Genomic DNA, 22,297 nt, shown 5'->3' on the forward strand with positions numbered 1-22,297 from the left:
GTCGATGTTCCCTGCCGAAGCCACTCTGATCACCACCGCCATGGCGGCCCGCGAGGCCGCAGTGTCTCCTGATGTCATCTATAAATGGGTCCAGTTGGGCCACTTGAACCCTGCCGGCCGCCAGGGCCGGTCGAGCCTCTACCGCTTGGAGGATGTCTTCGCCGCCGAGCGCGCTACGCGCCGACCGCACGAGTTGCGGGTCCGGGCCTGAGATGGCGGGCCGGGGCTCGGAACCGCGCCCCGGCCCACCACCCGGCCTCACTCGTTGCTGTGGTGTATTCGCAGCACTTGGGCCTCCGACGGCCCACCCTCCGAGTCCATCGCCTGCACCGCTTCCTGCCACCCGCTGACGAATCCGTCCAGCACCGCCGCATCCACCGTCCTCTCGGCCACCTTTCCCACGACGGCCGCCAGCACCTGGGCCACCTCATCGGTGAACGTCCCCGAATGACCGGCCTCGGCCGCCACCTCCATGGTCGCCGCCACGACATCGACGAGCCGGTCACTGTGCGCGCTCACCGGGCGAACCCTTCGCGCATCAGGAATCGCTCACTCATGCCACCCCCAGGTGCTGTCTGCCAATTCAACGCCGCCCCCCGTGACATCTCCCGTGCACCCATGGCTTTCAGCCAGGGCACCCAGGAGTGTGTGCGATCGCCCTAACCTAACCCGAGCCACTGACACACCGTCCGCTCAGGGGAACAGCGCGCGACGGCCCCCGGCACGCGGCAACTTAGGATCAGCCGCGAAGGGGGCGGAAACCGGACGGCAGGAGAACCGGGCGTGTGGGGGCGGCAGGACAAGAAGGACGGCGACGGGTTGCCCGACGCGATACGGGAACAGCTCCGCGAGGCGGACGCCCTGCATGTCGCGCTGGGCATCGCCTTCGACCGCTATACAGAGGTGCGTGCGGCCGTCGAGGAGATGCTGGACCGGGGCGACGGCCTGCCGGCCAAGCCCGAGCGGGACTTCTTCGACGGCCACAGCGGTATGCGGGAAGCCTTCACTGAGATGGCGACCACATATGTGAACGCGCGCGGCGACTACTCGTACTTCAACCTTGTCACCGGAAACACCCCGGAGCCCCTCCCGGTGCTTCACAAGGACCTCAGCTCCCTCATCAAGTCCTCCAAGCGCACCCTCAAGAACCTGGAACGCCTGGCAAGGAGGGTGGAGCGACGCCACAAGCGGCTGCTCGACCTGCACTCGACGCTGGAGCCGATCCGCGCCCGCATCCATGTGGCCCTGACCGCCGCGGCCCACGAGCTGGCGTGGGTGCACCCGATGACGAGCGGCAGGTACACCCTGGAGACGCGCCTCAACGCGGCCGCGGACGAGCTGCGCGAACTCGACGCGGGGATCGTGGTGTTCCTACCGGCCATGGTGATCCCGGACCGGTATCGGGACGTGGAGGGCACGATTGCGAAGGTCCGGGAGGAGCTGCTGCGGATGCGGTGAGAGGTCCGTTCACCCCCGCACGTGGGCGACGAAGGCGCCCCAGGCGGGGGCGGGGAAGGCGAGGGGTGGCCGATGGGGGGCCTTGGAGTCCCGGACGGGGACTATGCCGGGTATGTCATCGGCGACTTCGACGCAGCCGTCGGAACCACCGCCCCCTCCGCCGCTGTAGCTGCTCTTGCGCCAAGCCACCGCGCTCATGCTCACGTTTGTACTCCTCTGCCACTGCTTCGATCAACGCCAGTGAGTCCTTCGGCGACAGCGCCACCGACCTCGTGAACTCAAGCGCCCTGGTGTACAGAGCGACCTTTGCCGGTGCGTCGTGCAGACCACCCGACATGGCGCCCTCTGTATAGACCACCGGCGGAGCGTCCTCGAACTCCATGACCTTCACATCACCCTGCAGCGGCGGAGCCCCCGCGCTGTACGGCACCACCTGGAGCAGGATGCGCCGCCTGCGCATCATCACGGCCAAGCGCTTCAACTGCTCATACATCACCGACGCTCCACCGACCGGCCGCCGAAGCACACTCTCATCGATAACCACGGTCAACATCGGCCGTGTTGGGTGCTCAAGGATGAGCTGACGCTGCATCCGCGGGGCGGCCCATGCGTCGATGGTCTCTTCCTGCTCCAGCGGCCAGGCGCCGAGAATCACCGCCTTGGCATAGGCCTCCGTCTGCAACAGGCCGGGAACAAACCTCATGCTGTACTCATGGAGGGCCACGGCCAGCCCCTCAAGATACCGGGCCCCCTCGAAGTAGTCGTCATACTCCGACTCCAGGTCGATCAGCTCCGTACAGATCCGCTCGAAGAGCCCATCCGTACCCAGCTCGACATCAATCCGCTTCGCGTAGTCGAGTTGCGGCTTCCTGACCCCGGACTCGAACTGCCCGAGGTACGACCCGGAACAGGCCACCCGCACCCCCAGCCCGGTCTGCGTGAGCCCGGCCTCCTCCCGCTTCCGCTTCAGCTCCTGTCCGAAGAACCGCCACCCGAACTTCGACGGCTTCGTCCGACCCGATCCAACACCCTTGGCCACAGGCTAACTCCCCGACCGTGCACGGCAATTGCATCCAGCTCTCGCTTGCCGAGCGTAGTTTCACGCCACCACGCTGGAAGCTCCTTCCGCCCAGCACAACCCGAAGGGGACGTTCCGTGTCGTACCGCGAAGGGACCTATGTCGTGGACACGCGTACCGCGACGCTCGCACAGGTCATGGCCACCGTCGGCCGCAGCGTCTACGTGAGACCGCCCGGCGGCGGCCGCGAGTGGGAAGCCCCACCGGAGGCGCTCCGCCTCGCGACGCGCGAGGAGAAGCAGGCCCGATGAGCACCAACTGCCCACACGCCAACGGCTGGACGACACTCGACCGCGGAGCCCGCCGTTGCGACGACTGCGGCGTCGAACGCCACGACTCCTACGGCCCCCTGCGGCTCCCGCCGGACGACGACGCCCTCGGCGCGAAGTCCGGCACCGACCGCGCCACCGCCGCGGCGACCGCCATCGCCCTCCTGGGCACCCGCTTCCTGGAGGCCCGCGCCCGCCTGCTCCGGCGGCGCCCCCGCTGGGCGGTGGCCGCGTGAACACCCTCATGGACGCCCGCCCGGGCACGATCCTGACCGTCCCCTGGCGGACCAGGTACAGCGACCAGCAGGTGTCGGCCCACCTGACCGTGTCGGAGGACGGCCGACGCGCGGAGGGCCGGTTCGTCGGACCCGCCGGACCCGCGAACGGCCCGTGCACCCCTCCCCCGCCGCCCCAGGACCTCTACGCCGAGGGCGACGTCTCGACGACGACGCTCACGGAGACGGACTTCTGCCGCCCGGAGGTGGAGTTCGCCCTGGGCGTCCGGCTGCACGGCTGCCGCCAGTACGCGGCGGACAAGGCGCGCTACGGCACCCGCCCGGTGTGGCTGCGCGCCCTGGACGGCGACCCGTCGTGGGCGTGCGTCCTGTTCCGCGAGGACGAGACACTGACGACGCTCGTCTGGCAGGGCGGCCCGCGCCGCCTCTGGGACGAGGCGGAGGCGGCGTACGCCTGGTGGCTCGGCCAGGGCTCGCCGCCGCCCGAGCACTTCGGGATGACGGTGGACGGCGACGGCAGTCGCGTATGGCTGGACCACCCAGAGAACGTGATCGACACCGCGTAACGCGCGCCCCCAAAACTTCTTGTTGCGCTCTCGCGCGATCTCATTCAGAATAGCTGCAGCGGCGGAGCTGCGTCCTCAACAGGGCGGCAGCATCCGCCGCTTCGCGTTGGGCGGGCCGTACAGCCCCTCCCTCTCCCTCCGCACGCCGTGCGCCCGCCCAGCGCGTCCCGCCTGCTCGAAAGGAGCACTCATGTAATGGAAGCCCCCATCACGTTCCCCGATGTGGAACGCCTCATCATCGACCACCTCAAGCTCCGCTCGGAGCTGGCCGGGGTGACCATCGACAACCACCCGCCCGCCGGCTTCGACGGCACACAGAAGGCGGTGCTGGTCTCCCGGACCGGCGGCGCCTGGGTGGACGACCTCCATCTCGACCAGCCGCTCGTCGAGTTGGAGGTCTACGGCCCGGACAAGACGGCGGCGCACACACTGTCGCTCCTGGTCCGCACCGCGCTCCTCCAGCTCCGGGGCACCGTCTACGGATCGGCGGTCGTCCACGACGTCGTCGAGACAGAAGCGGTTCGCTGGTTCCCGGACTACAACCGGCCGGGGGCCAACCGCTACCGCACGACGGTGTGGTTCGCACTCCGTCCCGCCTGACTTTCCTCTGCACAGGCCCTGCCGACCGACGGCAGGGCCTTTTCTCATCCCTTTCCTCAAGGAGAACCTCATGCAGAACCCCAACGAGATCCGCGTCGCCGGCACCGGCCGGATCCTCATCGCCAAGGTTGGCGCCGACGCCCCGGCGGACACCACCGCCGAGTGGGGCGCCGCCTGGCACGATCTGGGTTACACCAGCACCGACGGCGTGAAGTTCGGCCGCAAGGGCAAGACCGCCAACGTCGACACCTGGCAGTCGCTGACCCCGGCGCGCACGATCTACACCGAGCGCGAGCTGACCGTGAAGTTCGGCATGCTCCAGCTCAACGAGGACACGCTGCCGTTCTTCTTCGGCGGCGGCGATGTCGTCGAGACGGCCCCGAACTCGGGCCTCTACAAGTACGAGATCCAGAGCGACCAGGGCGAGGACGAGCGCGCGCTCGGCATCGAGTTCAACGACGGTGGGGACGTCCGCTACCGATTCGTCGTCCCGCGCGGTCTGGTGACCGTCAGCGACGACATCGACCTCAACCGCAAGGGTGCGGTCAAGCTGGGCGTCACTTTCACCGCTCTGTCCTCCAAGCCGGGTGCCGCGCTGGCGACTTGGCTGATGAAGGACAAGGCGTACGCGGTCGGCGCGGCCAAGTAATTCCCCGACGGGTGCCGCCCCATGTGGGCGGCACCCGCCTTCCTCCCTCCCCTACTTCTCAACAGGAGCAGTCATGCCCGCATTCGACGTCAACGCCGCCCGCGCCCAGCGCCTGGAGGCCCAGGGCCGCGCCTGGTCGTTCTCCCTGGACGGCGACACCTTCGAACTCCCCACGGAGATCAACCACCGCACGGCCCGCGGTCTGCGCGAGCTCGACGACAACGACGTCGACGGCCTGCTGGGCCTGCTGATGGGCAAGGAACAGTTCGCCCGTTTCGAGGAGCACGACGTCACGATGCAGGACATCGCGGCGATTCTTGAGGCCTACGGCAAGGAGACGGGGCTGGGCCTGGGGGAAGACTGAGCCTCGACGCGTTCGTAGAGGAACACGCCGAGGCTCTCGAAGCCGATCTGCTGCGGCATTACGGCGTGGACTTGCTGGACTGGCACCGGGGGTCGTTGTCTGCGCGACGGCTCATGGTGCTGGTCAAGCACTTGCCACGCGACAGCGCAGTCAACCGCGACCTGCACGGCGAGACCGTGGAATGGGATCCGAACACCCATCTTCTGGCGGCGATCACCGATCACCTGGCTGTCGCCAACTGGATCACCATCTCCATGAACAGCGACGAGGACGCGGAACCGCTTCCCTATCCGGAACCAGTCCCGAGGCCGGGCCACGACGATGAGGCGATCGAACTTCCGGAGGTGGAGGAAGGGCGACCGGAAACCCTTCACGAACCGGACCAACTCATTCGCTTCTTCGCCTGATTCCTGCCGTCATGTGGTTTCCATACTCGACCTCAAGTAATCCACAAAAGCGAGCACTCCCCACGTCATGAGCTGCATGAGGATTATGCAGGCCAGCCCGCCCCATAGCATGACCCAGGCCCAGGAGCGCTGTTCGAGCTCTCTGACCGTGCGCACCCTGCGCGAGGGAGATTTTGGGTCATAGACGATATCCAGAATCTCGCCAGCCTCGGAAACCCTTGGGCCCCACAGCGGACTGCGATAGGTGAAACGCTGCCCCTCAAGGGTCCTGAAATTAAATTTCTCGGAAACCTGCCCCTCAGACCTGTAGTGTTCACCTGCGCAGCGCGCTTTGACGGTCACCCCACGCTTCCTCAATATTCGATCGGTGAAGAGCGGCCGAATCCCGAAGGGAAAGACCCCGACAGCAAGGATGACCAAAACTACGAAGACATCCACCACAATAAAAACGTTTTCAATGAACCCACTTTTCACCATCGCAACCCCCTAACAAGAAAACAATCTTCCCGAAGGTACCACAGGTGGGCCGACAAACAAAGACATGGCCGGAGAATACAACCCCGAACAGGCAGGTGAGAGATGCCCCCCGAAGGGCCGTCCGTCAATGATTCCCTACCTTCGCTACCCGAAGGGAGGAGGTGGGATTTCAAGTCAGAAAAACATAATGCGGCGGACCTAGTCGAGACCGTAAATGGCCTGACTCGCACGCAGAATAACATCAGCGAAACGGTCAATGGCCTCAGCAAGTCGGTGACCGAAATCAGCCTCAGCCTTACCGGTATGAGCGCCGGCGCAACAGGCCTCAGCGCGAGTGCAAGCGGCGCGGGCGTCAGCGCCGACGGCGCCAAGGTGTCCCTCGGGGCCCTGGCCGGAGGCTTCACCCTGGCAAAGGCGGATGCCACGGCCTTCAAGGTGGACGAAAAAGGTTACTACTTCTTCGGTAAGCAGGTAGTCACCTGGCCGTGGGCGCTGGACGAAAAATCCAGCGCCGCGCTGGCAGAAAAACGGATAGGCAAGCTGACACCGGAGAAATATCGCGATAAAGAAGCCTATGAAAAGGCTCGGAGAATCACCGAACAATCCCCACGCCCGGACACCCAGAAGAACGCCCAGAAAGCCCTAGGGCAGTACAGAAAAACCGTCACAAAGCTCCTCAAGGAATACGAGAGACTCGACAAGGCCGACAAGGATTCGAAGAAGAAGAGCGCCGACACCGATAAGGTCATGAAGGGCATGGAGAAGCAGGCAAAGGAGCTGGACTCAACGCTCAAGAAACTACCTACCTCGATATCCGGAGTCACCAACGCGATCGGCCACTAGGAACGATTTTCGCGGACAATATAACCGAATGGCTTGAACCATGACGACACTCGTCCAATCAATGCGCAGCGGCACGAATATCGCTCGCCCCTTCAAAGGAGCTGTCGACGGCCTGGGCAGGTCCACCCAGAATCTGAGCAACCGGACCGGTGCACTAAGCACCAACATGGGCAAGGTCAAGACGCCCGTGCAGCAGGTCGGCCGCGAGCTCAAAACCGCCAAGACCAATGCCGACCAGTCGGCCAGGGCCATCACCAAGAACGGCAAGGCAGCGGGTAACGCCGCCGCCCCCGTGGGCAAGTATGGCCGGGAGACCAAGGGCGCCGACCGCAACTCCAAGGGTCTGAACAAGACCATGAAGAGCAACGTCATCGGGATGTTGCTCGATCTCTTCACTCCGCTCATCGAGAAGGTCGTCGCCATGGCGTCCAAGTCGAAGACGATGAAGAAGATCATGAGGACCGCCTTCTCTGTAATTCAGAAGGCCGTCGAAAAGTCCATGACGGTCATCAAGCCCATCATGAAGGCCACGGGCAAACTCATGGACCTCGTCTGGAAGGGCATCAAGCTCGCGATCGCGCCCGTCCTTGCCTGGATCGTCAGTGACATCCCCAACGGGTTCCGGAGCGTCAAGGACGCTGCGAAGGCTGCCTGGGACTCCCTGCCCAAGTGGGCCCAAGATGTCTTCAAGGGCATTCTCAATGCCGCGACGTACCCGCTCCGAACGATGATCGACCTCATCAACTCGGCGATCAGGGCCGTAAACGGGATCCATGTCTCCGTCCCGAGTTGGGTGCCCCTCATCGGCGGTAAGGGCTTCACCATCAACATCCCGGAGATCCCGAACATCCCGACGTTCGCCGAAGGCGGCATCGTTTCGCCGCGCAGCGGTGGTCTGCCGGCCATCGTCGCCGAGGCAGGCGAGTCCGAGGCAGTCATGCCGCTGTCCAAGCTGGACAGGTTGCTGACCCGTACGGCTGTCGAAAGCCGACTGGCATCAGCCGGGGTGGGCGGGCCCGCCAACGGTGCCGGATTCCACATCGAGAACTACTACGCCACCCAGGTCAGCGATCCCCGGGAGACCGCCATGTCGCTGATGTTCCTCGCCAAGGCCCGCGGCTGACATAAACGTTGCCAATACCACCGAAGGAGGGAGGATCCTCACAGTGGCAGCTGCAACAGCGCTACCGGCCAATCCGCTCACCAATGCCCCCGCCGCCGCCTCCAATTTCGCCTCGGTGCTGAGGCAGTTGTCGCGGAGCCTGACACCGGCCACACAGCACATCATCTCCGCCGCCGGCGCCCTCGACCGTGCTCACCGCACGATGGGCACGGTCACACAGCCCTACAAACAGACCACGACACAGGGCGACGCAACAGCAGCCTCCTTTAAGAACTCCGGCAGACAGACCAACGCCGCCATTCCAGGGCTGCAAAAGAAGAAAACCTCGCTCCAGCAGACCAACCGCTGGGCCAAGGGCTTCGCCCTCCGAATCGCCGCCCTCTCCAAGGGCTTCGCCCTGTTCGGCAAACTGCTCGGCAAACTCGGCGGCATCGTCGGCAAGTTCTCCGGGCAGATCAAAATCGCCAGCGGCGTGATGCAGGCCGTGAACCTGGTCATGAAGGCCAGCCCTCTCGCCCTCCTCACCACCCTGCTCCTCCCCATGGCCGAGCAACTCATCGAGTTCGCCATGAACTCGGAGACGGGCAAGCGGATCACGAGCGCGGTGTTCGAGAGCGCCGAGCGGATGATCTCGCGCGCCATGACGGTGATCGAGCCGCACATCGAGTTCGCTCTCACCCTCGTCACCGGCGTGTTCACCGGCATCAAGCTCTTCCTCGAACCCGCGAAGAAGTTCCTCAAGGGCGACATCTCGGGCGGCATCAAGGACACCGGCAAGGCGTGGGAGCAACTCGTCCACGGCCTGGGCGAGTTCATCAAGACCGGATTCCTCATGGCCGTCGGCATCCTGAAGGCCCCGGTGAACGGGATCATCAGCTTCGCCAACATGGTGATCGACGCCCTGAACACGATCCACGTCAACTTCCTCGGCAAGAAGTTCGGCTTCGACCTGGACCGGATCCCGATGCTCGCCCAGGGCGGCGTCGTCTCCCCCCGCGACGGCGGCGTCCCCGTCATCCTCGCCGAGGCCGGAGAGGCCGAGGCCGTGCTCCCGCTCTCGAAACTCGACCGACTCCTCACCCGTACCCGGGAATTGGCGCATGCGACGGCCGAACGACGCGCCCCAGGCCGGCCCGCCCTGACCCACTACTACGAGCCCGAGGGCCGCGGCTCCCACAGCATCGCGGAGGAACTGCTCTTCCTCGCGCAGACACACAGCATCAGAAGGTGAGGCCCACCCCCATGCCACCGATCACCACAACTACAGAACAGCCCCCCGGCTCACTGATCACCCAAGACGGGCAGATCCAGTGGGCCGGACTTCTTATGGGCCCCGGTACCGACTACCAGATCGCCGACACCGGCCTGACCGGCTGGGCCGACCTCCCCGGCCTGGACAGCGGCGACGTGCTCCGCCCCGACCAGCACGGCGCCTGGCCCGGCGCGCAGTGGGCCCAGGCCCGTACCGTCACCGCGCCCGTCTGGCTGCTGCCGGAGGACCGCTCCCGCGCCGCCGCCGTCGCGCGCGCCTTCAACGCGGCGACCGGCGTCCACGCCGGCGAGCAGTGGCTGGCCGTCCGCCTCCACGGCGAGACGCTGGCCTGCCGGGCCCGGGTGACCCAGCGCGTCGTCCCGCACGACCGGATGTTCGCCACCCGGGGCGCGGCCAAGGCGACCGTGCAGTGGGTCTGCACCGATCCCCGCCGCTTCGGCACCGAGCAGCAGTGGGCACAGGCCGGCCTGCCGCTCCCGGAGAACGGCCTGTCCTGGCGGCGCGACAACGGCAACGGCGCGGACAGCCTGGCTTGGCCCCTCGGCTGGGGGCGGAGCGGCTCCGCGGGCCTGGTCACCGCGGTCAACACCGGTGACGCGCCGACCAGCCCCGTCATCGAGTTCCGGGGGCAGGTCACCCGCCCGTCCCTGGTCCGGCTCAACGACGGCCTCCGGATCGAATACGACATCACGCTCGCCCCCTCGGACGTACTGACCGTCGACACCAACACGGGCACTGTGACGCTCAACGGCACCGCCTCGCGCCTGCACACCGCGATGCCGTTCTCGACACCGGAACAGCTCTTCCAACTCTCGCCCGGAGAGAACGAGTTCGCGTTCCGCGCGACGCCGGGCGCCCCGGGCGACAGCGCCACGGTGACCATCACCTGGCGCAACGCCCATTGGTGAACAGCGGCCCCGTCAGGCCAAGTCCCGTACACACGAACCCTCTTGGAGAACGACATGAACATCGGCAGTGCGTGGCTGCTCAACACCGTCAACGGCGAGGGCGGCCAGACCCGCCTGGACACCCGGCTCTCCCCGCTCGGCACCATGGCCCCGACCGGCTCCCTGACCTCCCGCCCCGGTGTGATCCCCGGATCCCCCAACGGACGTGACACCATCACCGGCCTGGCCGTCGAGGCCGGCGGCAGCGGCATGAGCACCCGGGTCGCCCCGGGCCGCGCGATCGTCCAGGGCACCGCCGCCGCCGGCGCCTACCCGGTCTACGTCCCCGAGTACACCAGCATCACCTTCACCGACGGCGACGCGGGCAACCCCCGCATCGACCTGGTCGTCCTGCGCGTCTACGACGACCAGCAGGACGCCTCCGGCAACACCGCCGCCGTGATCGAGGTGGTCCCGGGCGTGCCCGCGGGCCTCCCGAAGGCCCCCGCGGCGCCGCCGGCCTCCCTGACGCTGGCCGAGGTCTTCGTCAAAGCCGGCGCCTCGGCCGGCACGGGCGGCATCGACTGGAAGAAGGCGGTGGTGGACCGCCGCCAGGCCACCGTCGCCGCCGGCGGCATCATCCCCGCCGACCGGGGGCTCGGCTTCGACGGCGCCTACCCGGGCCAGTACCGGGACTCCGGCACCGGGCTGCAGCGCTGGGACGGCAAGCAGTGGCAGGACCTGCAGCCGACCTGGCAGGACTACACCCCGGAGTGGGGTGCGGAGAGCGACATCCAGCCCGCGAACGGCCTGCTGACCGGCCGATTCCTCAAGGTCGGCGCCCAGGTCCAGTTCTACGCATCGCTCAAGATAGGACCGATGTCCAGCTGGGGAGGTTTCGCCGGCTTCACCAGCGACTGGTACGTGACCCTGCCCGTGCCACCGCGCGTCGCCCTGCCCGGCAACTTCCGGGCCCGCACCGGACAGGGCTCCGGCGCGTACTACTTCGGCGGCTGCTACATCTACCGGACCTCCCCGTCCGACAAGCAGTTCGCCGGCCTTCCGGCCGGCACGGGTGTCGCCCGGTGGTGGTCGTGCAACGACTCCGATGGAAAGCCCTCGTCGAAGCGGGTGGGCGGCGCGTACCCCGCCACGCCGTCGAGCAACTCCTGGTACGAGATCTGGGGCACCTACGAGGCCGCCGCATGAGCCTCGCGCCCCGGCCCTCCGAGATCGTCTACCGCGCGCTCTTCTGCGACCTGCGCACCGACCGGCTGATCGACGCCCTCCCGCTCATCGACGTCGAGTTCGACGACTACATCGGCAAGGCGGGATCGCTCCGCGGGACCGTCCCCCTCCCCGACGAGGCGCTGGCCCGGCGGGCCCGCGCCGCGCTCCGGCCCGGCCGTACCGCGGTCTGGCTGGAGCGCGGCTCCGATATCTGGTGGGGCGGCATCCTGTGGACGACCACGGCCAACGGCGACGAGCGGGGGCGACTCCAGGTCCAGATCCAGGCCGGGACGTTCGACTCGTATCTCGATCACCGGATGCTGTCCGAAAAGCAAGTCTTCACCAACCGCGACCAGTTCGACATCGTCCGCGAGCTGATCGACCACGCCCAGTCGCAGCCCGGCGGGGACATCGGCATCAGCTACACCGGCGAGAAGTCCGGAGTGGTGTACGCGCGGACCGAGTACGCCTACACCGAGCTGAGGAAGATCCACGAGATCATCGAGCAGCTCGGCAAGATGGAGAACGGCTTCGAATGGCGCATCCACTGCTTCCGTGACACGGTTTCGGGCGAGCGCGTCAAACGCCTTCAGCTGGGCAGCCCCAGGATCGAGGCCCTCGCCTCGGACATCGTGCTCGACCGCCCGGGCCAAGTGCTCACCTACAGCCTGCCCTCCGATGCGACCGTCCAGGCCAATGCCGTGGTGATGCGCGGCGATTCCGCCAACAACGACCAGGCGTCCCCGTCGCAGCCGCAGATGTCCGACCCCCAGGTGTGGGTGGAGGATCTCGCCGACGGTTGGCCCCGGCTGGAGTTCACGGACGACCGCAGCGGGGTCCGCGACAAGACCGTGCTCAACGACATGGCCCGCGCCGCGCTGGACCACAAGCACCGTCCCGAGTTCATCCCCGAGGTCACCATCCGCATGGACGGCCGGATCAACCCCGCCCTGATCGGCGCCTACATCCGGCTGCGCATCCGCGACGGCTGGCACGAGGAGATGCCGGACTCCCGCTACCGCGTCGTCGGCCTGTCCGTGACGCCCCCGGCCCGTGGCAAGGCCGAGACCGCGAAACTCATTCTGGAAGAAGACGTCTATGGCCGCGATTCCTCTTGATCTCCTGGACCGCATCCGTGCCCTGGAACGGCAGGTTCGCGCGGTAATGGGCAGCGCCAACACCCGCCCTGCCATGGACCGCGTCCAGGGCGGCAACGTCGTCATCAGCGACGGTGGGCAGCTGGCGGTCCGCGGCACCGAGGGCGAGAAGGGCGCCGAGCTCCTCTTCATCGGTCAGAGCACCGATGTCTTCCCCACCCGGCCCAACGGCGACGGGCAGAGCGGTTTCATGCTGCGCCGCGAGGACGGCTCCGTCGCCATGGCGGTGCGCGCCGACGCGCCCGACATCGAACCCCGGCAGTCGGTGAAGATCTTCGACGGCCGCAGCAACACCATCGTCGCGGACGACACCTCGGGCGAGGGCCTGGCCCGGCCCTACATCCCGTACCCGCAGCCGACCGCGGTGAACTCCGGCCGTTGGGAGTCCACTTCCGCCACGGACTGGACCACGCTCTACCGCACCGACGCCATCGTCCAGCACCCCAGCATCCACTGCCTCATGGAGGCGACGGAGGGCGGCGAGGTCCGCCTGCTGGTCAACGGCGTCCCGGTGGGACCCGTCGGCACCGGACGGCTGGAGTTCACCGAGCCCGTCGGGGTGCCCTTCGACACCCGCGTCACCTTCGAGGTGCAGGCCCGCGTCACCGCCCCCGGCGGCACCGTCGCCTGCTCGCCGGGCGCCCTCTACGGCCTCAAGTCCTGACTTCTCCCAACTCCCCTGGAGACACTCCCGTGTTGCCCAACTCCATCCCCACGGTGACCGTCACCGCCCGCTACCTCACCCCGGATGGCCTGCCGCTGAGCGGCAACGTCACCTTCCGGGCCCCGACGCTGCTCACCCACACCGGCAGCGACACCATCCTCGGCGGTCCGATCATCGTGCCGCTCGACGGCGACGGCCGCATCAAGGCCGTCCTGCCGGCCACGGACACCCCGGGCATGAACCCGGCCGGCTGGACGTACACCGTCGTCGAGCAACTGGCCGGACTGCCGGCGAACCGGACGTACGACATTGTCCTGCCCGCCGCACAGAAGACGGTCGACCTCGCCGATCTCGCCCCCGTCGACCCGGAGGCCCCGCACTACGTCGCCGTACCCGGCCCGCCCGGCCCGGCCGGCGCCCCCGGCGCGGCGGGTCCGGCGGGCGCGCCGGGCCTGGTGCAGTCCGTCAACGGCAAGAGCGCCGCGGCCGTCGAGCTGACCGCCGCGGACGTCAAGGCCGTGCCCGCCGCGTCCGTCGGCCAGGCGGGCGGCGTCGCCGCCCTCGACGCCTCCGGCAAGGTCCCCTCCGCCCAGCTGCCGCCGGGCGCCGTCGCCCCCGTGTCGTCCGTCAACGACAAGAAGGGCGAGGTGAAGCTCGTCGCCTCCGACGTGGGCGCCCTCGACCAAGCGGCAGCCGACCTGCGGTACGTCCAGCAGTCGGCGGCCGTGCTGTCGGTGAACGGCAGGACGGGCCAGATCGCTCTGGACGCCGCGGCGCTGGGCGCGGCGGCGTCCGGCTCGGTCGTCTCGCTCACCGGTGACCAGACCGTCTCCGGCACGAAGACCTTCGCCAACGTCCCGATGGCGAAGGCCGATCCGACCACGGGCGACCACCTGGTCCGCAAGAGCTACATCGACTCCCTCGGCGCGCCCGGCGTCTGGGGCCCGGTGGATCTCGGCTTCAAGGCCTGGACCTTCGATCCGGCGTCGGCGTCCATGTCGATGGCGGTTCCCGGCGAGAAGAACCCCATGCAGCCTCAGTACTGCTACTCCGGCCAGGTCTACCTGATGGGCGTCGTGCTGCACGCGCCCACCGAGATCAACAAGCTGGCTTTCTACGTCCACACTTACAAGACCGACACGCTCAGCGCCGCCTCGTATGCGGGCCTGTACGACGCCAACGGCAAGCGTGTCGCGGCGACTTCATCGCTGAAGGACATCTTCCCGCGCGTGCTCGAAGGCAACACTGTCGCCTTCCCGCTCTCGGCGACTTACACCGCGCAGCCCGGGTTCTACTGGGTGGCGTTCGTCCTCAACGGCCCTGCGGACAAGCAGGACGGCCCCGGCTTCGCCGTCGGGGCGAACTACGGCCTGCGCCCGTCCGGGGGCGCCCGTATGCCCGGCGCCTTCGTACGCCACGGCCGCCTCCCGGCCACCGGCCAGACGTCGCTGCCCGCGTCGTTCAACCCTTCCACCGTGATCGACGACACCAACGCCATCTGGGCCGCGGTCGCGTAACCCGGATTCCCGGAAAGGAAGCCCCATGACCACTCGTTCGATCTTCATCGGTGCCATCAAGTCCATCGAGACTGTCACCCGAAGCTTTACCTTCACAGCTCTGCAGCACCCGCGAACGTTCGAGATCGCTGTCCCCGAAGGCGGGCTGATTCTCAACGGCTGGGCTCATATGGAAGCCACGCAACCGGACGGACAGCACGAACCGAAGTCCGCCACGCACTCGTACATCTCGCCCTCGGGGCAGGCGTGGCAGTGCGAGGTGGAAGACGCCTGGCGCCCTTCCTTCCCCGGCTTCGCGTGGACCTGCGAGGTCACCCTCACCGTCGTCTACGCCGTCCCCGCCTGAGCCATCCCAGGCCCCCGCCCAACGGGCGTGCCCCGCACCGCTTCCGGCGGTCCGGGGCACGCCCGTTCCCGTACCCGAAGGAAACACCCGCATGGCGACTCCTCTCACCGCCGACCAGCTCCTCACCGCCCTCCGCGTCGAAGGCATCACCGTCGTCGAATACCGCGACTGGCGCGAGCACAACCGCAACCACATGGGCACCTGGGGCCCGGTGAACGGCGTGGTCATCCACCACACCGCCTCCAGCGGCACCCGCGACTCCGTCGATCTCTGCTACGACGGCTACGACAAGCTCCCCGGCCCGCTCTGCCACGGCGTGATCGACAAGGAAGGCGTCGTCCACCTCGTCGGCAACGGCCGCACCAACCACGCCGGACTCGGCGACGGCGCCGTACTCGACGCTGTCATCAACGAGTCCGCGCTCCCCCGCCCGACCGCCAAGGACACCGATGGCAACGTCCGCTTCTACGGCTTCGAGTGCGTCAACGAAGGCGACGGAAAGGACCCCTGGCCGGCTGCCCAACTGGAGGCCATCGAGCGCGTCTCGGCCGCCATCTGCCGTGCGCACGGCTGGGGTTCGGGCTCCGTGATCGGGCACAAGGAATGGAAGAACGACAAGATCGATCCGCTCGGCTTCACCATGGACGGAATGCGTGCCCGCGTCGCCGTCCGCCTCGGCTCGGCCCCCACCCCGCCGAGCGGCAACGAGCCCTTCCCCGGCGCCGACTTCTTCAGGAACTCGCCCGACTCCCCGGTCGTCGCGGCCATGGGCCGCCGTCTGACCGCCGAGGGCTGCTCCGCCTACACCGAGGGCCCCGACTCCCGTTGGACGGACGCCGACCGCGAGTCGTACCGCCGTTGGCAGCGCAAGCTCGGCTTCACCGGCTGCGACGCCGACGGCTGGCCCGGCAAGTCGTCCTGGGACGCCCTCAACGTCCCCCGCTCCTCCTGAAAGGCGGCAGAGGCAACTTCATGAGCACCATCAAGGGTATAGACGTCTCGTCCTACCAGTCGTCCTCCTACTCCACGGACGGCCTCGACTTCGTCTTCGTCAAGGCCACCGAGGGCCGCTCCTACGTCAATCCGCGCATGCGGGACCAGGCCGACCGCGCCCGCAACGCCGGACTCGTCCTCGGCTTTTACCACTTCCTCCACCCCGGCGACATCGACGCGCAGGCCGCGTTCTTCGTCGAGCGCTGCGACTCCGTCGCCGGCGACGTCCTCGCCGTCGACTGGGAGACCACCGACTCCGGCACCGCGTCCTGCGCGGAGAAGGACGCCATGCTGCGCAAGGTGAAGGCGCTGCGCCCCGATCACCGCGTGATCCTCTACTGCAACCGTGACTTCTGGCGGAACCGGGACTCCAGCAGCTACGCCGCGGACGGCCTGTGGATCGCCGACTATGTGGACGCGGGCGCTCCGAAGATCCAAGCCGACTGGCTCGTCCACCAGTTCACGGATGATCCTGTGGACACGAATGTGGCCCGCTTCGGTTCGCGGGCCGAGATGCGGGCCTGGGCGCAGGGCAGCAGCGGAACACCGGCGCCCGCCTATGTACCCTTCCCCGGCGGCGACTTCTTTCACGGATCGCCCAACTCATCGGTCATCACCGCCATGGGCCGCCGGCTCGTCGAGGAGGACTGCTCGGCGTACGTCCAGGGCCCGGGATCGCAGTGGACCGAAGCGGACCGCCGCTCGTACGCCAACTGGCAGCGCAAGCTGGGCTTCAGCGGCAGCGACGCCGACGGCTGGCCCGGCCGTACGAGCTGGGACGCGCTGAAGGTGCCGCGCTCATGACCGACGAGACGAAGCGCACCCTGCGCACGATCCTCCAGACCGCCGTCGCCCTCGCGGTCGCGCTCCCCGCGATCGTCGAGGTATCCGGCATCCCGGCGTCCCTCCCCTGGGTCGCCGGCGCGCTGGCCGTCGCCGGCGGGCTGGCTCGTGTCATGGCGCTGCCTGCCGTGCAAGTGTTGCTCCCTCGCTGGCTGCGCACGGACGACCGGGGCCGCCCATGAGCCAGTCCGCCCCGCACACCGATATCGCCCTCGAACTGGAGCGGCTGCGCGGCACGATGGAGGCCGGCTTTGCCCGCGTCGACGGAGCGCTCGCGCTGCTCGTCCAGCGCAGCGACCAGACCGATCGTCAGCTGGCCGATCATGAAACCCGTCTCGACGCCCTGGAGCGGGCCCGCTGGCCGCTTGCCAGTGTCGTGGCGCTGACGGCGGTCGCCGGGCTGATCGTCTCCCTCGTACAGCTCCGCTGACCGGCGGGATCACAGCACCGGCCCGGCCTGGACAACATTCTGACGCCCCATAAGGTCCATCGCAGGCGTCCCCCCACACCCATACGCCACACCAATCACACGACAGGAATCACCATGTTCCAACGCCAGGGGGGACTCCACCCCATGAGCCGTACTGCGATCGGCACGGTACTGGCTATCGCCGCCACCGTCGGACTCGCACTCCCGGCCTCCGCCGACGAGGGCGACACCGGTGCGGCGCCCACCAACGTCCAGGCCCTCTCGTACAACGGCCGGGTCCGCCTCTACTGGGACCAGCCGACGGCTCCGGTCCCGGCCGACCACTGGATGGTGTACCGGTCCACGACGCCCGTCCCCGTGGGGCAGCCGGACAGCGATGCCCGGTTCCTCTCCGAGACCGGCGGCCGAGGGAGCGGCGACATCCTCCCCGACGACTCCACTCCTTACTACTACTCGATCTGCGTGGTTCCCCAGCGGCCCATCGCCGGCTGGTTCTGCTCGACGCCGGTCACTCCCACCGCGATCACGCGCAAGTCCGATCAGCCCGACATCCCGTACGGCCTGTGGCACACCGAGGACGACGGAGCGATCACCCTGCGCTGGGAGAAACCGAAAGACGACGACGTGTCCCTCGCCGGCTACGTCGTCTACCGCTGGGACTCGGACTCCGCCCTGCGCAGCAAGGACACCGCGACACGGCTCAACAGCACGCCGCAGACCGGGCTGGAGTTCACCGACCGCACCGTCACCGGCGGCAAGGACTACTCCTACGCCGTTGTGGCGGTGAGCAAGGACGGGGCCGAGTCGGCGCTGGTGGAGTTCGAACGCGCCTGGGCGTGGGCCTGACCCCTGTCGGGGCCGCGCGGAAACGCCGCAGGGCGGCCACCCCGGAGAAACCCCGGGATGACCGCCCTGCCGAGCGTCACAGAGGACGCGACTACTGGTTGTACGGCCCGTAGTCGTAGTCCTCCAGCGGAACCGCCTGACCGGACCCCGTACCGAAGGGCGAGTAGTCGATGTCGTCGTAACCGACGGCCGAGTACATCGCGGCCTTCGCCTCCTCGGTCGGCTCGACCCGGATGTTCCGGTAACGGGACAGACCCGTACCGGCCGGGATGAGCTTACCGATGATCACGTTCTCCTTGAGGCCGATGAGCGAGTCGGACTTGGCGTTGATCGCCGCGTCCGTCAGCACTCGGGTCGTCTCCTGGAAGGAGGCGGCCGACAGCCAGGACTCCGTGGCCAGCGAGGCCTTGGTGATACCCATCAGCTGCGGACGGCCGGAGGCCGGGTGGCCGCCTTCCTGGACCACGCGACGGTTCTCCGTCTCGAAGCGCGAGCGCTCCACGAGCTCGCCCGGCAGCAGCTCCGCGTCGCCGGACTCGATGATCGTCACGCGGCGGAGCATCTGCCGGATGATGATCTCGATGTGCTTGTCGTGGATCGACACACCCTGCGAGTTGTAGACCTTCTGGACCTCGCCGACCAGGTGGACCTGGACGGCACGCTGACCCAGAATGCGCAGCACGTCGTGCGGGTTGGTGGCACCCACGGTGAGCTTCTGGCCCACCTCGACGTGGTCGCCCTCGGCCACCAGCAGACGGGCACGCTTCGAGATCGGGAACGCCGTCTCGTCGCTGCCGTCGTCCGGGGTGACGACGATCTTCTTGGTCTTCTCGGTCTCCTCGATCCGGACGCGGCCGGCGGCCTCGGAGATCGGGGCGACACCCTTGGGCGTACGGGCCTCGAAGAGCTCGACGACACGGGGCAGACCCTGGGTGATGTCGTCACCGGCCACACCACCGGTGTGGAAGGTACGCATCGTCAGCTGGGTACCGGGCTCACCGATCGACTGGGCGGCGATGATGCCCGCCGCCTCGCCGATGTCCACCAGCTTGCCGGTCGCCAGCGAGCGGCCGTAGCAGTAGGCACAGGTGCCGACCGCGGACTCGCAGGTGAGGACCGAGCGGGTCTTGACCGTCTCGACGCCGTGGGCGACGAGCTGGTCGATGAGCACGTCACCGAGGTCGACGTTGGCCGGCGCGATGACCTTGCCGTCGACGACGACGTCCTCGGCCAGCATGCGGGCGTACACCGACGTCTCGACATCGTCGGCCTTGCGCAGCACGCCGTCCTCGCCGCGGACCGCGATCGCCAGCTTGAGGCCACGGTCGGTGCCGCAGTCCTCCTCGCGGATGATCACGTCCTGGGAGACGTCCACCAGACGACGGGTCAGGTAACCCGAGTCGGCGGTACGGAGGGCGGTGTCCGCGAGACCCTTACGGGCACCGTGGGTGGAGATGAAGTACTCCAGCACGGACAGACCCTCGCGGAACGAGGCCTTGATCGGACGCGGGATGGTCTCGTTCTTCGCGTTCGACACCAGACCACGCATACCGGCGATCTGCCGCATCTGCATCATGTTTCCTCGGGCACCCGAGTCAACCATCATGAAGATGGGGTTCGTCTTGGGGAAGTTCGCGTTCATCGCCTCGGCGACCTCGTTGGTCGCCTTGGTCCAGATCGCGATGAGCTCCTGCGTGCGCTCGTCCTTGGTGATCAGACCGCGCTCGTACTGCTTCTGGACCTTCTCGTCCTGGGCCTCGTAACCCTTGACGATCTCCTTCTTGGCCTCGGGGACCACGACGTCGGAGATGGCCACGGTGACGCCGGAACGGGTCGCCCAGTGGAAGCCGGCCGCCTTCAGGTTGTCGAGCGTCGCCGCCACGATGACCTTGGGGTAGCGCTCGGCCAGGTCGTTGACGATCTCGGAGAGCTGCTTCTTGCCCACCGAGTAGTCGACGAACGGGTAGTCCTCGGGCAGCAGCTCGTTGAAGAGCGCACGGCCCAGCGTGGTGCGCAGGCGGAACGAGTCGCCCGTCTGCCACTCCGGCTCGCCCTCTTCCGCCACCGGCGGGGTCCAGCCACGCGGCGGGACGGTGCCGATCGGGAAGCGGATGTCGACCTTCGCCTGGAGCGAGAGCTCACGGGCGTCGAACGCCATGATCGCCTCGGCGACGGACGCGAAGGACCGGCCCTCGCCCTTGACCTCGCGCTCCTCCTCATCGGTGGTGAGGAAGAACAGACCGAGCACCATGTCCTGGGTCGGCATGGTGACCGGACGGCCGTCGGCCGGCTTGAGGATGTTGTTCGAGGACAGCATCAGGATGCGGGCCTCGGCCTGCGCCTCCGCGGAGAGCGGCAGGTGGACGGCCATCTGGTCACCGTCGAAGTCCGCGTTGAACGCGGTGCAGACGAGCGGGTGGATCTGGATGGCCTTGCCCTCGACCAGCTGCGGCTCGAAGGCCTGGATGCCGAGGCGGTGCAGCGTGGGCGCACGGTTCAGCAGAACCGGGTGCTCCGCGATGACCTCTTCCAGCACGTCGTACACGACCGTGCGGCCGCGCTCGACCATGCGCTTGGCGCTCTTGATGTTCTGCGCGTGGTTCAGGTCGACCAGGCGCTTCATCACGAACGGCTTGAAGAGCTCCAGCGCCATGGCCTTGGGCAGACCGCACTGGTGCAGCTTCAGCTGCGGGCCGACGACGATGACGGAACGGGCCGAGTAGTCGACGCGCTTGCCGAGCAGGTTCTGACGGAAGCGACCCTGCTTGCCCTTGAGCATGTCGGACAGCGACTTCAGCGGACGGTTGCCGGGGCCCGTGACCGGGCGACCACGACGGCCGTTGTCGAAGAGCGCGTCGACGGCCTCCTGAAGCATGCGCTTCTCGTTGTTCACGATGATCTCGGGGGCACCGAGGTCAAGGAGTCGCTTGAGGCGGTTGTTGCGGTTGATGACGCGGCGGTACAGGTCGTTCAGGTCGGAGGTCGCGAAGCGGCCACCGTCCAGCTGCACCATCGGACGCAGGTCCGGCGGGATCACCGGGATGCAGTCCAGCACCATGCCGCTGGGGCTGTTGCGGGTCTGCAGGAAGGCGGAGACGACCTTGAGGCGCTTGAGCGCACGGGTCTTCTTCTGGCCCTTGCCGGTGCGGATGATCTCGCGGAGGCGCTCGGCCTCCTCCTCCAGGTCGAAGGACTCCAGGCGCTTCTGCAGCGCGGCGGCGCCCATCGCACCCGAGAAGTAGGTGCCGAAGCGGTCGCGCAGCTCGCGGTAGAGCAGCTCGTCGCCCTCGAGGTCCTGGACCTTGAGGTTCTTGAAGCGGTTCCAGACCTCGTCGAGACGGTCGATCTCGCGCTGCGCACGGTCGCGCAGCTGCTTCATCTCACGCTCGGCACCCTCGCGCACCTTGCGGCGCACGTCGGCCTTGGCGCCCTCGGCCTCCAGCTCGGCCAGGTCGGACTCGAGCTTCTTGGCACGGGCCTCGAGGTCGGCGTCGCGGCGCTGCTCGATCTGCTGGCGCTCGACGGAGACGTGGGCCTCCAGCGACGGCAGATCGCGGGTGCGGCGCTCGTCGTCCACCCACGTGATCATGTAGGCGGCGAAGTAGATGACCTTCTCGAGGTCCTTGGGCGCGAGGTCCAGCAGGTAACCCAGCCGGCTCGGAACGCCCTTGAAGTACCAGATGTGGGTGACCGGGGCGGCGAGCTCGATGTGGCCCATCCGCTCACGGCGCACCTTGGCGCGGGTGACCTCGACGCCGCAGCGCTCACAAATGATGCCCTTGAAGCGGACACGCTTGTACTTGCCGCAGTAGCACTCCCAGTCCCGGGTGGGGCCGAAGATCTTCTCGCAGAAGAGCCCGTCCTTTTCCGGCTTCAGGGTGCGGTAGTTGATGGTCTCCGGCTTCTTGACCTCGCCGTGGGACCAGGTTCGGATGTCGTCCGCGGTCGCCAGGCCGATCCGCAGCTCGTCGAAGAAGTTGACGTCGAGCACTTTGTCGTCAATCCCTCTTTCAGGGTTCGTGCCCTCTCGCTTTCTCAGCG

28 protein-coding genes and 1 pseudogene are annotated in these 22,297 nt (G+C 67.6%); 24 read left to right on the top strand and 5 right to left on the bottom strand.

Annotated elements, in window-relative coordinates:
• Positions 1–4: 4 nt before the first annotated feature.
• On the top strand, positions 5–211 hold the full coding sequence (locus AB8735_RS17545) for a hypothetical protein (protein WP_372408343.1): 207 nt from the start codon (positions 5–7) through the stop codon (positions 209–211).
• Between the two features lie 47 nt (positions 212–258).
• Here the strand turns inward: AB8735_RS17545 and AB8735_RS17550 are convergent, their stop codons facing one another.
• Positions 259–519: a hypothetical protein gene (locus AB8735_RS17550; RefSeq protein ID WP_372408344.1), complete on the bottom strand. Its 261-nt coding sequence runs from the start codon at positions 517–519 to the stop codon at positions 259–261.
• Between the two features lie 264 nt (positions 520–783).
• On the opposite strand from AB8735_RS17550, the gene AB8735_RS17555 reads away from it, so the two are divergent.
• Positions 784–1,458 (top strand): hypothetical protein, encoded by a 675-nt coding sequence (locus AB8735_RS17555; RefSeq protein ID WP_372408346.1) that lies wholly within the window; start codon positions 784–786, stop codon positions 1,456–1,458.
• 9 nt (positions 1,459–1,467) lie between these two features.
• Here the strand turns inward: AB8735_RS17555 and AB8735_RS17560 are convergent, their stop codons facing one another.
• Positions 1,468–1,656 (bottom strand): DUF397 domain-containing protein, encoded by a 189-nt coding sequence (locus AB8735_RS17560; protein ID WP_372408347.1) that lies wholly within the window; start codon positions 1,654–1,656, stop codon positions 1,468–1,470.
• Positions 1,574–2,497: a helix-turn-helix transcriptional regulator gene (locus AB8735_RS17565; RefSeq protein ID WP_372408348.1), complete on the bottom strand. Its 924-nt coding sequence runs from the start codon at positions 2,495–2,497 to the stop codon at positions 1,574–1,576. The genes AB8735_RS17560 and AB8735_RS17565 overlap by 83 nt, the downstream gene beginning before the upstream one ends.
• A gap of 116 nt (positions 2,498–2,613) precedes the next feature.
• Between AB8735_RS17565 and AB8735_RS17570 the strand changes: the two genes are divergently transcribed.
• The 7 genes from AB8735_RS17570 to AB8735_RS17600 all read left to right on the top strand — a co-directional run bounded on the left by AB8735_RS17570 (position 2,614) and on the right by AB8735_RS17600 (position 5,627).
• Entirely contained in the window at positions 2,614–2,787 is a 174-nt protein-coding gene (locus AB8735_RS17570; protein WP_372408349.1) for a hypothetical protein, read from the top strand.
• Positions 2,784–3,041 (top strand): DUF6255 family natural product biosynthesis protein, encoded by a 258-nt coding sequence (locus tag AB8735_RS17575; RefSeq protein WP_372408351.1) that lies wholly within the window; start codon positions 2,784–2,786, stop codon positions 3,039–3,041. The genes AB8735_RS17570 and AB8735_RS17575 overlap by 4 nt, the downstream gene beginning before the upstream one ends.
• Complete coding sequence (locus AB8735_RS17580) at positions 3,038–3,607, top strand: hypothetical protein (RefSeq protein ID WP_372408353.1); 570 nt, start codon at positions 3,038–3,040, stop codon at positions 3,605–3,607. The genes AB8735_RS17575 and AB8735_RS17580 overlap by 4 nt, the downstream gene beginning before the upstream one ends.
• A 195-nt stretch (positions 3,608–3,802) precedes the next feature.
• Positions 3,803–4,207 (top strand): hypothetical protein, encoded by a 405-nt coding sequence (locus AB8735_RS17585; protein ID WP_372408354.1) that lies wholly within the window; start codon positions 3,803–3,805, stop codon positions 4,205–4,207.
• 70 nt (positions 4,208–4,277) lie between these two features.
• Positions 4,278–4,856, top strand: coding sequence for a phage tail protein (locus AB8735_RS17590; RefSeq protein WP_372408356.1), 579 nt, complete (start codon positions 4,278–4,280; stop codon positions 4,854–4,856).
• 73 nt (positions 4,857–4,929) lie between these two features.
• Positions 4,930–5,220 (top strand): hypothetical protein, encoded by a 291-nt coding sequence (locus AB8735_RS17595; protein ID WP_372408357.1) that lies wholly within the window; start codon positions 4,930–4,932, stop codon positions 5,218–5,220.
• Between the two features lie 113 nt (positions 5,221–5,333).
• Positions 5,334–5,627: a hypothetical protein gene (locus AB8735_RS17600; protein ID WP_372408359.1), complete on the top strand. Its 294-nt coding sequence runs from the start codon at positions 5,334–5,336 to the stop codon at positions 5,625–5,627.
• 9 nt (positions 5,628–5,636) lie between these two features.
• Here the strand turns inward: AB8735_RS17600 and AB8735_RS17605 are convergent, their stop codons facing one another.
• Positions 5,637–6,104, bottom strand: a complete 468-nt coding sequence (locus AB8735_RS17605; protein ID WP_372408360.1) for a hypothetical protein — start codon at positions 6,102–6,104, stop codon at positions 5,637–5,639.
• Between the two features lie 102 nt (positions 6,105–6,206).
• On the opposite strand from AB8735_RS17605, the gene AB8735_RS17610 reads away from it, so the two are divergent.
• The 15 genes and pseudogenes from AB8735_RS17610 to AB8735_RS17680 all read left to right on the top strand — a co-directional run bounded on the left by AB8735_RS17610 (position 6,207) and on the right by AB8735_RS17680 (position 18,256).
• Positions 6,207–6,947, top strand: a complete 741-nt coding sequence (locus AB8735_RS17610; RefSeq protein WP_372408362.1) for a hypothetical protein — start codon at positions 6,207–6,209, stop codon at positions 6,945–6,947.
• Positions 6,948–6,987: 40 nt separating this feature from the next.
• A complete protein-coding gene (locus AB8735_RS17615) occupies positions 6,988–8,070 on the top strand; it encodes a phage tail protein (protein ID WP_372408363.1) in 1,083 nt (360 codons plus the stop codon).
• 43 nt (positions 8,071–8,113) lie between these two features.
• On the top strand, positions 8,114–9,301 hold the full coding sequence (locus tag AB8735_RS17620; protein ID WP_372408364.1) for a hypothetical protein: 1,188 nt from the start codon (positions 8,114–8,116) through the stop codon (positions 9,299–9,301).
• Between the two features lie 95 nt (positions 9,302–9,396).
• Positions 9,397–10,251, top strand: coding sequence for a phage tail protein (locus tag AB8735_RS17625; protein WP_372408365.1), 855 nt, complete (start codon positions 9,397–9,399; stop codon positions 10,249–10,251).
• A gap of 54 nt (positions 10,252–10,305) precedes the next feature.
• Positions 10,306–11,439: a hypothetical protein gene (locus AB8735_RS17630; RefSeq protein WP_372408367.1), complete on the top strand. Its 1,134-nt coding sequence runs from the start codon at positions 10,306–10,308 to the stop codon at positions 11,437–11,439.
• Positions 11,436–12,578 carry a hypothetical protein gene (locus AB8735_RS17635; RefSeq protein WP_372408368.1) on the top strand — a complete coding sequence of 381 codons (1,143 nt, stop codon included), beginning with the start codon at positions 11,436–11,438 and terminating at the stop codon, positions 12,576–12,578. Before AB8735_RS17630 ends, AB8735_RS17635 begins: the two co-directional genes overlap by 4 nt.
• On the top strand, positions 12,559–13,281 hold the full coding sequence (locus tag AB8735_RS17640) for a hypothetical protein (protein ID WP_372408369.1): 723 nt from the start codon (positions 12,559–12,561) through the stop codon (positions 13,279–13,281). Before AB8735_RS17635 ends, AB8735_RS17640 begins: the two co-directional genes overlap by 20 nt.
• Positions 13,282–13,310: 29 nt before the next feature.
• Positions 13,311–14,798, top strand: coding sequence for a phage tail protein (locus tag AB8735_RS17645; protein ID WP_372408371.1), 1,488 nt, complete (start codon positions 13,311–13,313; stop codon positions 14,796–14,798).
• Between the two features lie 25 nt (positions 14,799–14,823).
• Positions 14,824–15,144, top strand: a complete 321-nt coding sequence (locus tag AB8735_RS17650; protein WP_372408373.1) for a hypothetical protein — start codon at positions 14,824–14,826, stop codon at positions 15,142–15,144.
• Positions 15,145–15,235: 91 nt separating this feature from the next.
• Complete coding sequence (locus AB8735_RS17655) at positions 15,236–16,096, top strand: peptidoglycan-binding protein (RefSeq protein ID WP_372408374.1); 861 nt, start codon at positions 15,236–15,238, stop codon at positions 16,094–16,096.
• A gap of 20 nt (positions 16,097–16,116) precedes the next feature.
• Positions 16,117–16,668 (top strand): annotated as a pseudogene (locus AB8735_RS17660) (glycoside hydrolase family 25 protein); the annotation flags it as partial.
• A complete protein-coding gene (locus AB8735_RS17665; RefSeq protein ID WP_372411866.1) occupies positions 16,651–16,941 on the top strand; it encodes a peptidoglycan-binding protein in 291 nt (96 codons plus the stop codon). The pseudogene AB8735_RS17660 and the gene AB8735_RS17665, both read left to right, overlap by 18 nt.
• Positions 16,938–17,162 carry a hypothetical protein gene (locus tag AB8735_RS17670; protein WP_372408376.1) on the top strand — a complete coding sequence of 75 codons (225 nt, stop codon included), beginning with the start codon at positions 16,938–16,940 and terminating at the stop codon, positions 17,160–17,162. The genes AB8735_RS17665 and AB8735_RS17670 overlap by 4 nt, the downstream gene beginning before the upstream one ends.
• On the top strand, positions 17,159–17,410 hold the full coding sequence (locus AB8735_RS17675) for a hypothetical protein (protein ID WP_372408378.1): 252 nt from the start codon (positions 17,159–17,161) through the stop codon (positions 17,408–17,410). Before AB8735_RS17670 ends, AB8735_RS17675 begins: the two co-directional genes overlap by 4 nt.
• A 144-nt stretch (positions 17,411–17,554) precedes the next feature.
• The gene (locus tag AB8735_RS17680) at positions 17,555–18,256 is read left to right on the top strand and encodes a hypothetical protein (RefSeq protein ID WP_372408379.1); all 702 of its coding nucleotides are present in this window, start codon (positions 17,555–17,557) and stop codon (positions 18,254–18,256) included.
• Positions 18,257–18,347: 91 nt separating this feature from the next.
• Here AB8735_RS17680 and AB8735_RS17685 read toward each other — a convergent pair whose 3' ends face one another.
• A complete protein-coding gene (locus AB8735_RS17685; protein WP_344031100.1) occupies positions 18,348–22,247 on the bottom strand; it encodes a DNA-directed RNA polymerase subunit beta' in 3,900 nt (1,299 codons plus the stop codon).
• Between the last annotated feature and the right edge of the window lie 50 nt (positions 22,248–22,297).

Source organism: Streptomyces luteireticuli (assembly GCF_041519305.1).
Taxonomy (GTDB): Bacteria; Actinomycetota; Actinomycetes; order Streptomycetales; family Streptomycetaceae; genus Streptomyces; species Streptomyces luteireticuli.

Coding starts and splice junctions, on each gene's coding strand:
- AB8735_RS17670 (WP_372408376.1), top strand. CDS start 16,938: ATGACCGACGAGACGAAGCGCACCCTGCGCACGATCCTCCAGACCGCC.
- AB8735_RS17625 (WP_372408365.1), top strand. CDS start 9,397: ATGGGCCCCGGTACCGACTACCAGATCGCCGACACCGGCCTGACCGGC.
- AB8735_RS17585 (WP_372408354.1), top strand. CDS start 3,803: ATGGAAGCCCCCATCACGTTCCCCGATGTGGAACGCCTCATCATCGAC.
- AB8735_RS17650 (WP_372408373.1), top strand. CDS start 14,824: ATGACCACTCGTTCGATCTTCATCGGTGCCATCAAGTCCATCGAGACT.
- AB8735_RS17630 (WP_372408367.1), top strand. CDS start 10,306: ATGAACATCGGCAGTGCGTGGCTGCTCAACACCGTCAACGGCGAGGGC.
- AB8735_RS17545 (WP_372408343.1), top strand. CDS start 5: ATGTTCCCTGCCGAAGCCACTCTGATCACCACCGCCATGGCGGCCCGC.
- AB8735_RS17610 (WP_372408362.1), top strand. CDS start 6,207: ATGCCCCCCGAAGGGCCGTCCGTCAATGATTCCCTACCTTCGCTACCC.
- AB8735_RS17640 (WP_372408369.1), top strand. CDS start 12,559: ATGGCCGCGATTCCTCTTGATCTCCTGGACCGCATCCGTGCCCTGGAA.
- AB8735_RS17575 (WP_372408351.1), top strand. CDS start 2,784: ATGAGCACCAACTGCCCACACGCCAACGGCTGGACGACACTCGACCGC.
- AB8735_RS17655 (WP_372408374.1), top strand. CDS start 15,236: ATGGCGACTCCTCTCACCGCCGACCAGCTCCTCACCGCCCTCCGCGTC.
- AB8735_RS17665 (WP_372411866.1), top strand. CDS start 16,651: ATGCGGGCCTGGGCGCAGGGCAGCAGCGGAACACCGGCGCCCGCCTAT.
- AB8735_RS17595 (WP_372408357.1), top strand. CDS start 4,930: ATGCCCGCATTCGACGTCAACGCCGCCCGCGCCCAGCGCCTGGAGGCC.
- AB8735_RS17560 (WP_372408347.1), bottom strand. CDS start 1,656: ATGAGCGCGGTGGCTTGGCGCAAGAGCAGCTACAGCGGCGGAGGGGGC.
- AB8735_RS17675 (WP_372408378.1), top strand. CDS start 17,159: ATGAGCCAGTCCGCCCCGCACACCGATATCGCCCTCGAACTGGAGCGG.
- AB8735_RS17590 (WP_372408356.1), top strand. CDS start 4,278: ATGCAGAACCCCAACGAGATCCGCGTCGCCGGCACCGGCCGGATCCTC.
- AB8735_RS17600 (WP_372408359.1), top strand. CDS start 5,334: ATGGTGCTGGTCAAGCACTTGCCACGCGACAGCGCAGTCAACCGCGAC.
- AB8735_RS17635 (WP_372408368.1), top strand. CDS start 11,436: ATGAGCCTCGCGCCCCGGCCCTCCGAGATCGTCTACCGCGCGCTCTTC.
- AB8735_RS17615 (WP_372408363.1), top strand. CDS start 6,988: ATGACGACACTCGTCCAATCAATGCGCAGCGGCACGAATATCGCTCGC.
- AB8735_RS17680 (WP_372408379.1), top strand. CDS start 17,555: ATGAGCCGTACTGCGATCGGCACGGTACTGGCTATCGCCGCCACCGTC.
- AB8735_RS17605 (WP_372408360.1), bottom strand. CDS start 6,104: ATGGTGAAAAGTGGGTTCATTGAAAACGTTTTTATTGTGGTGGATGTC.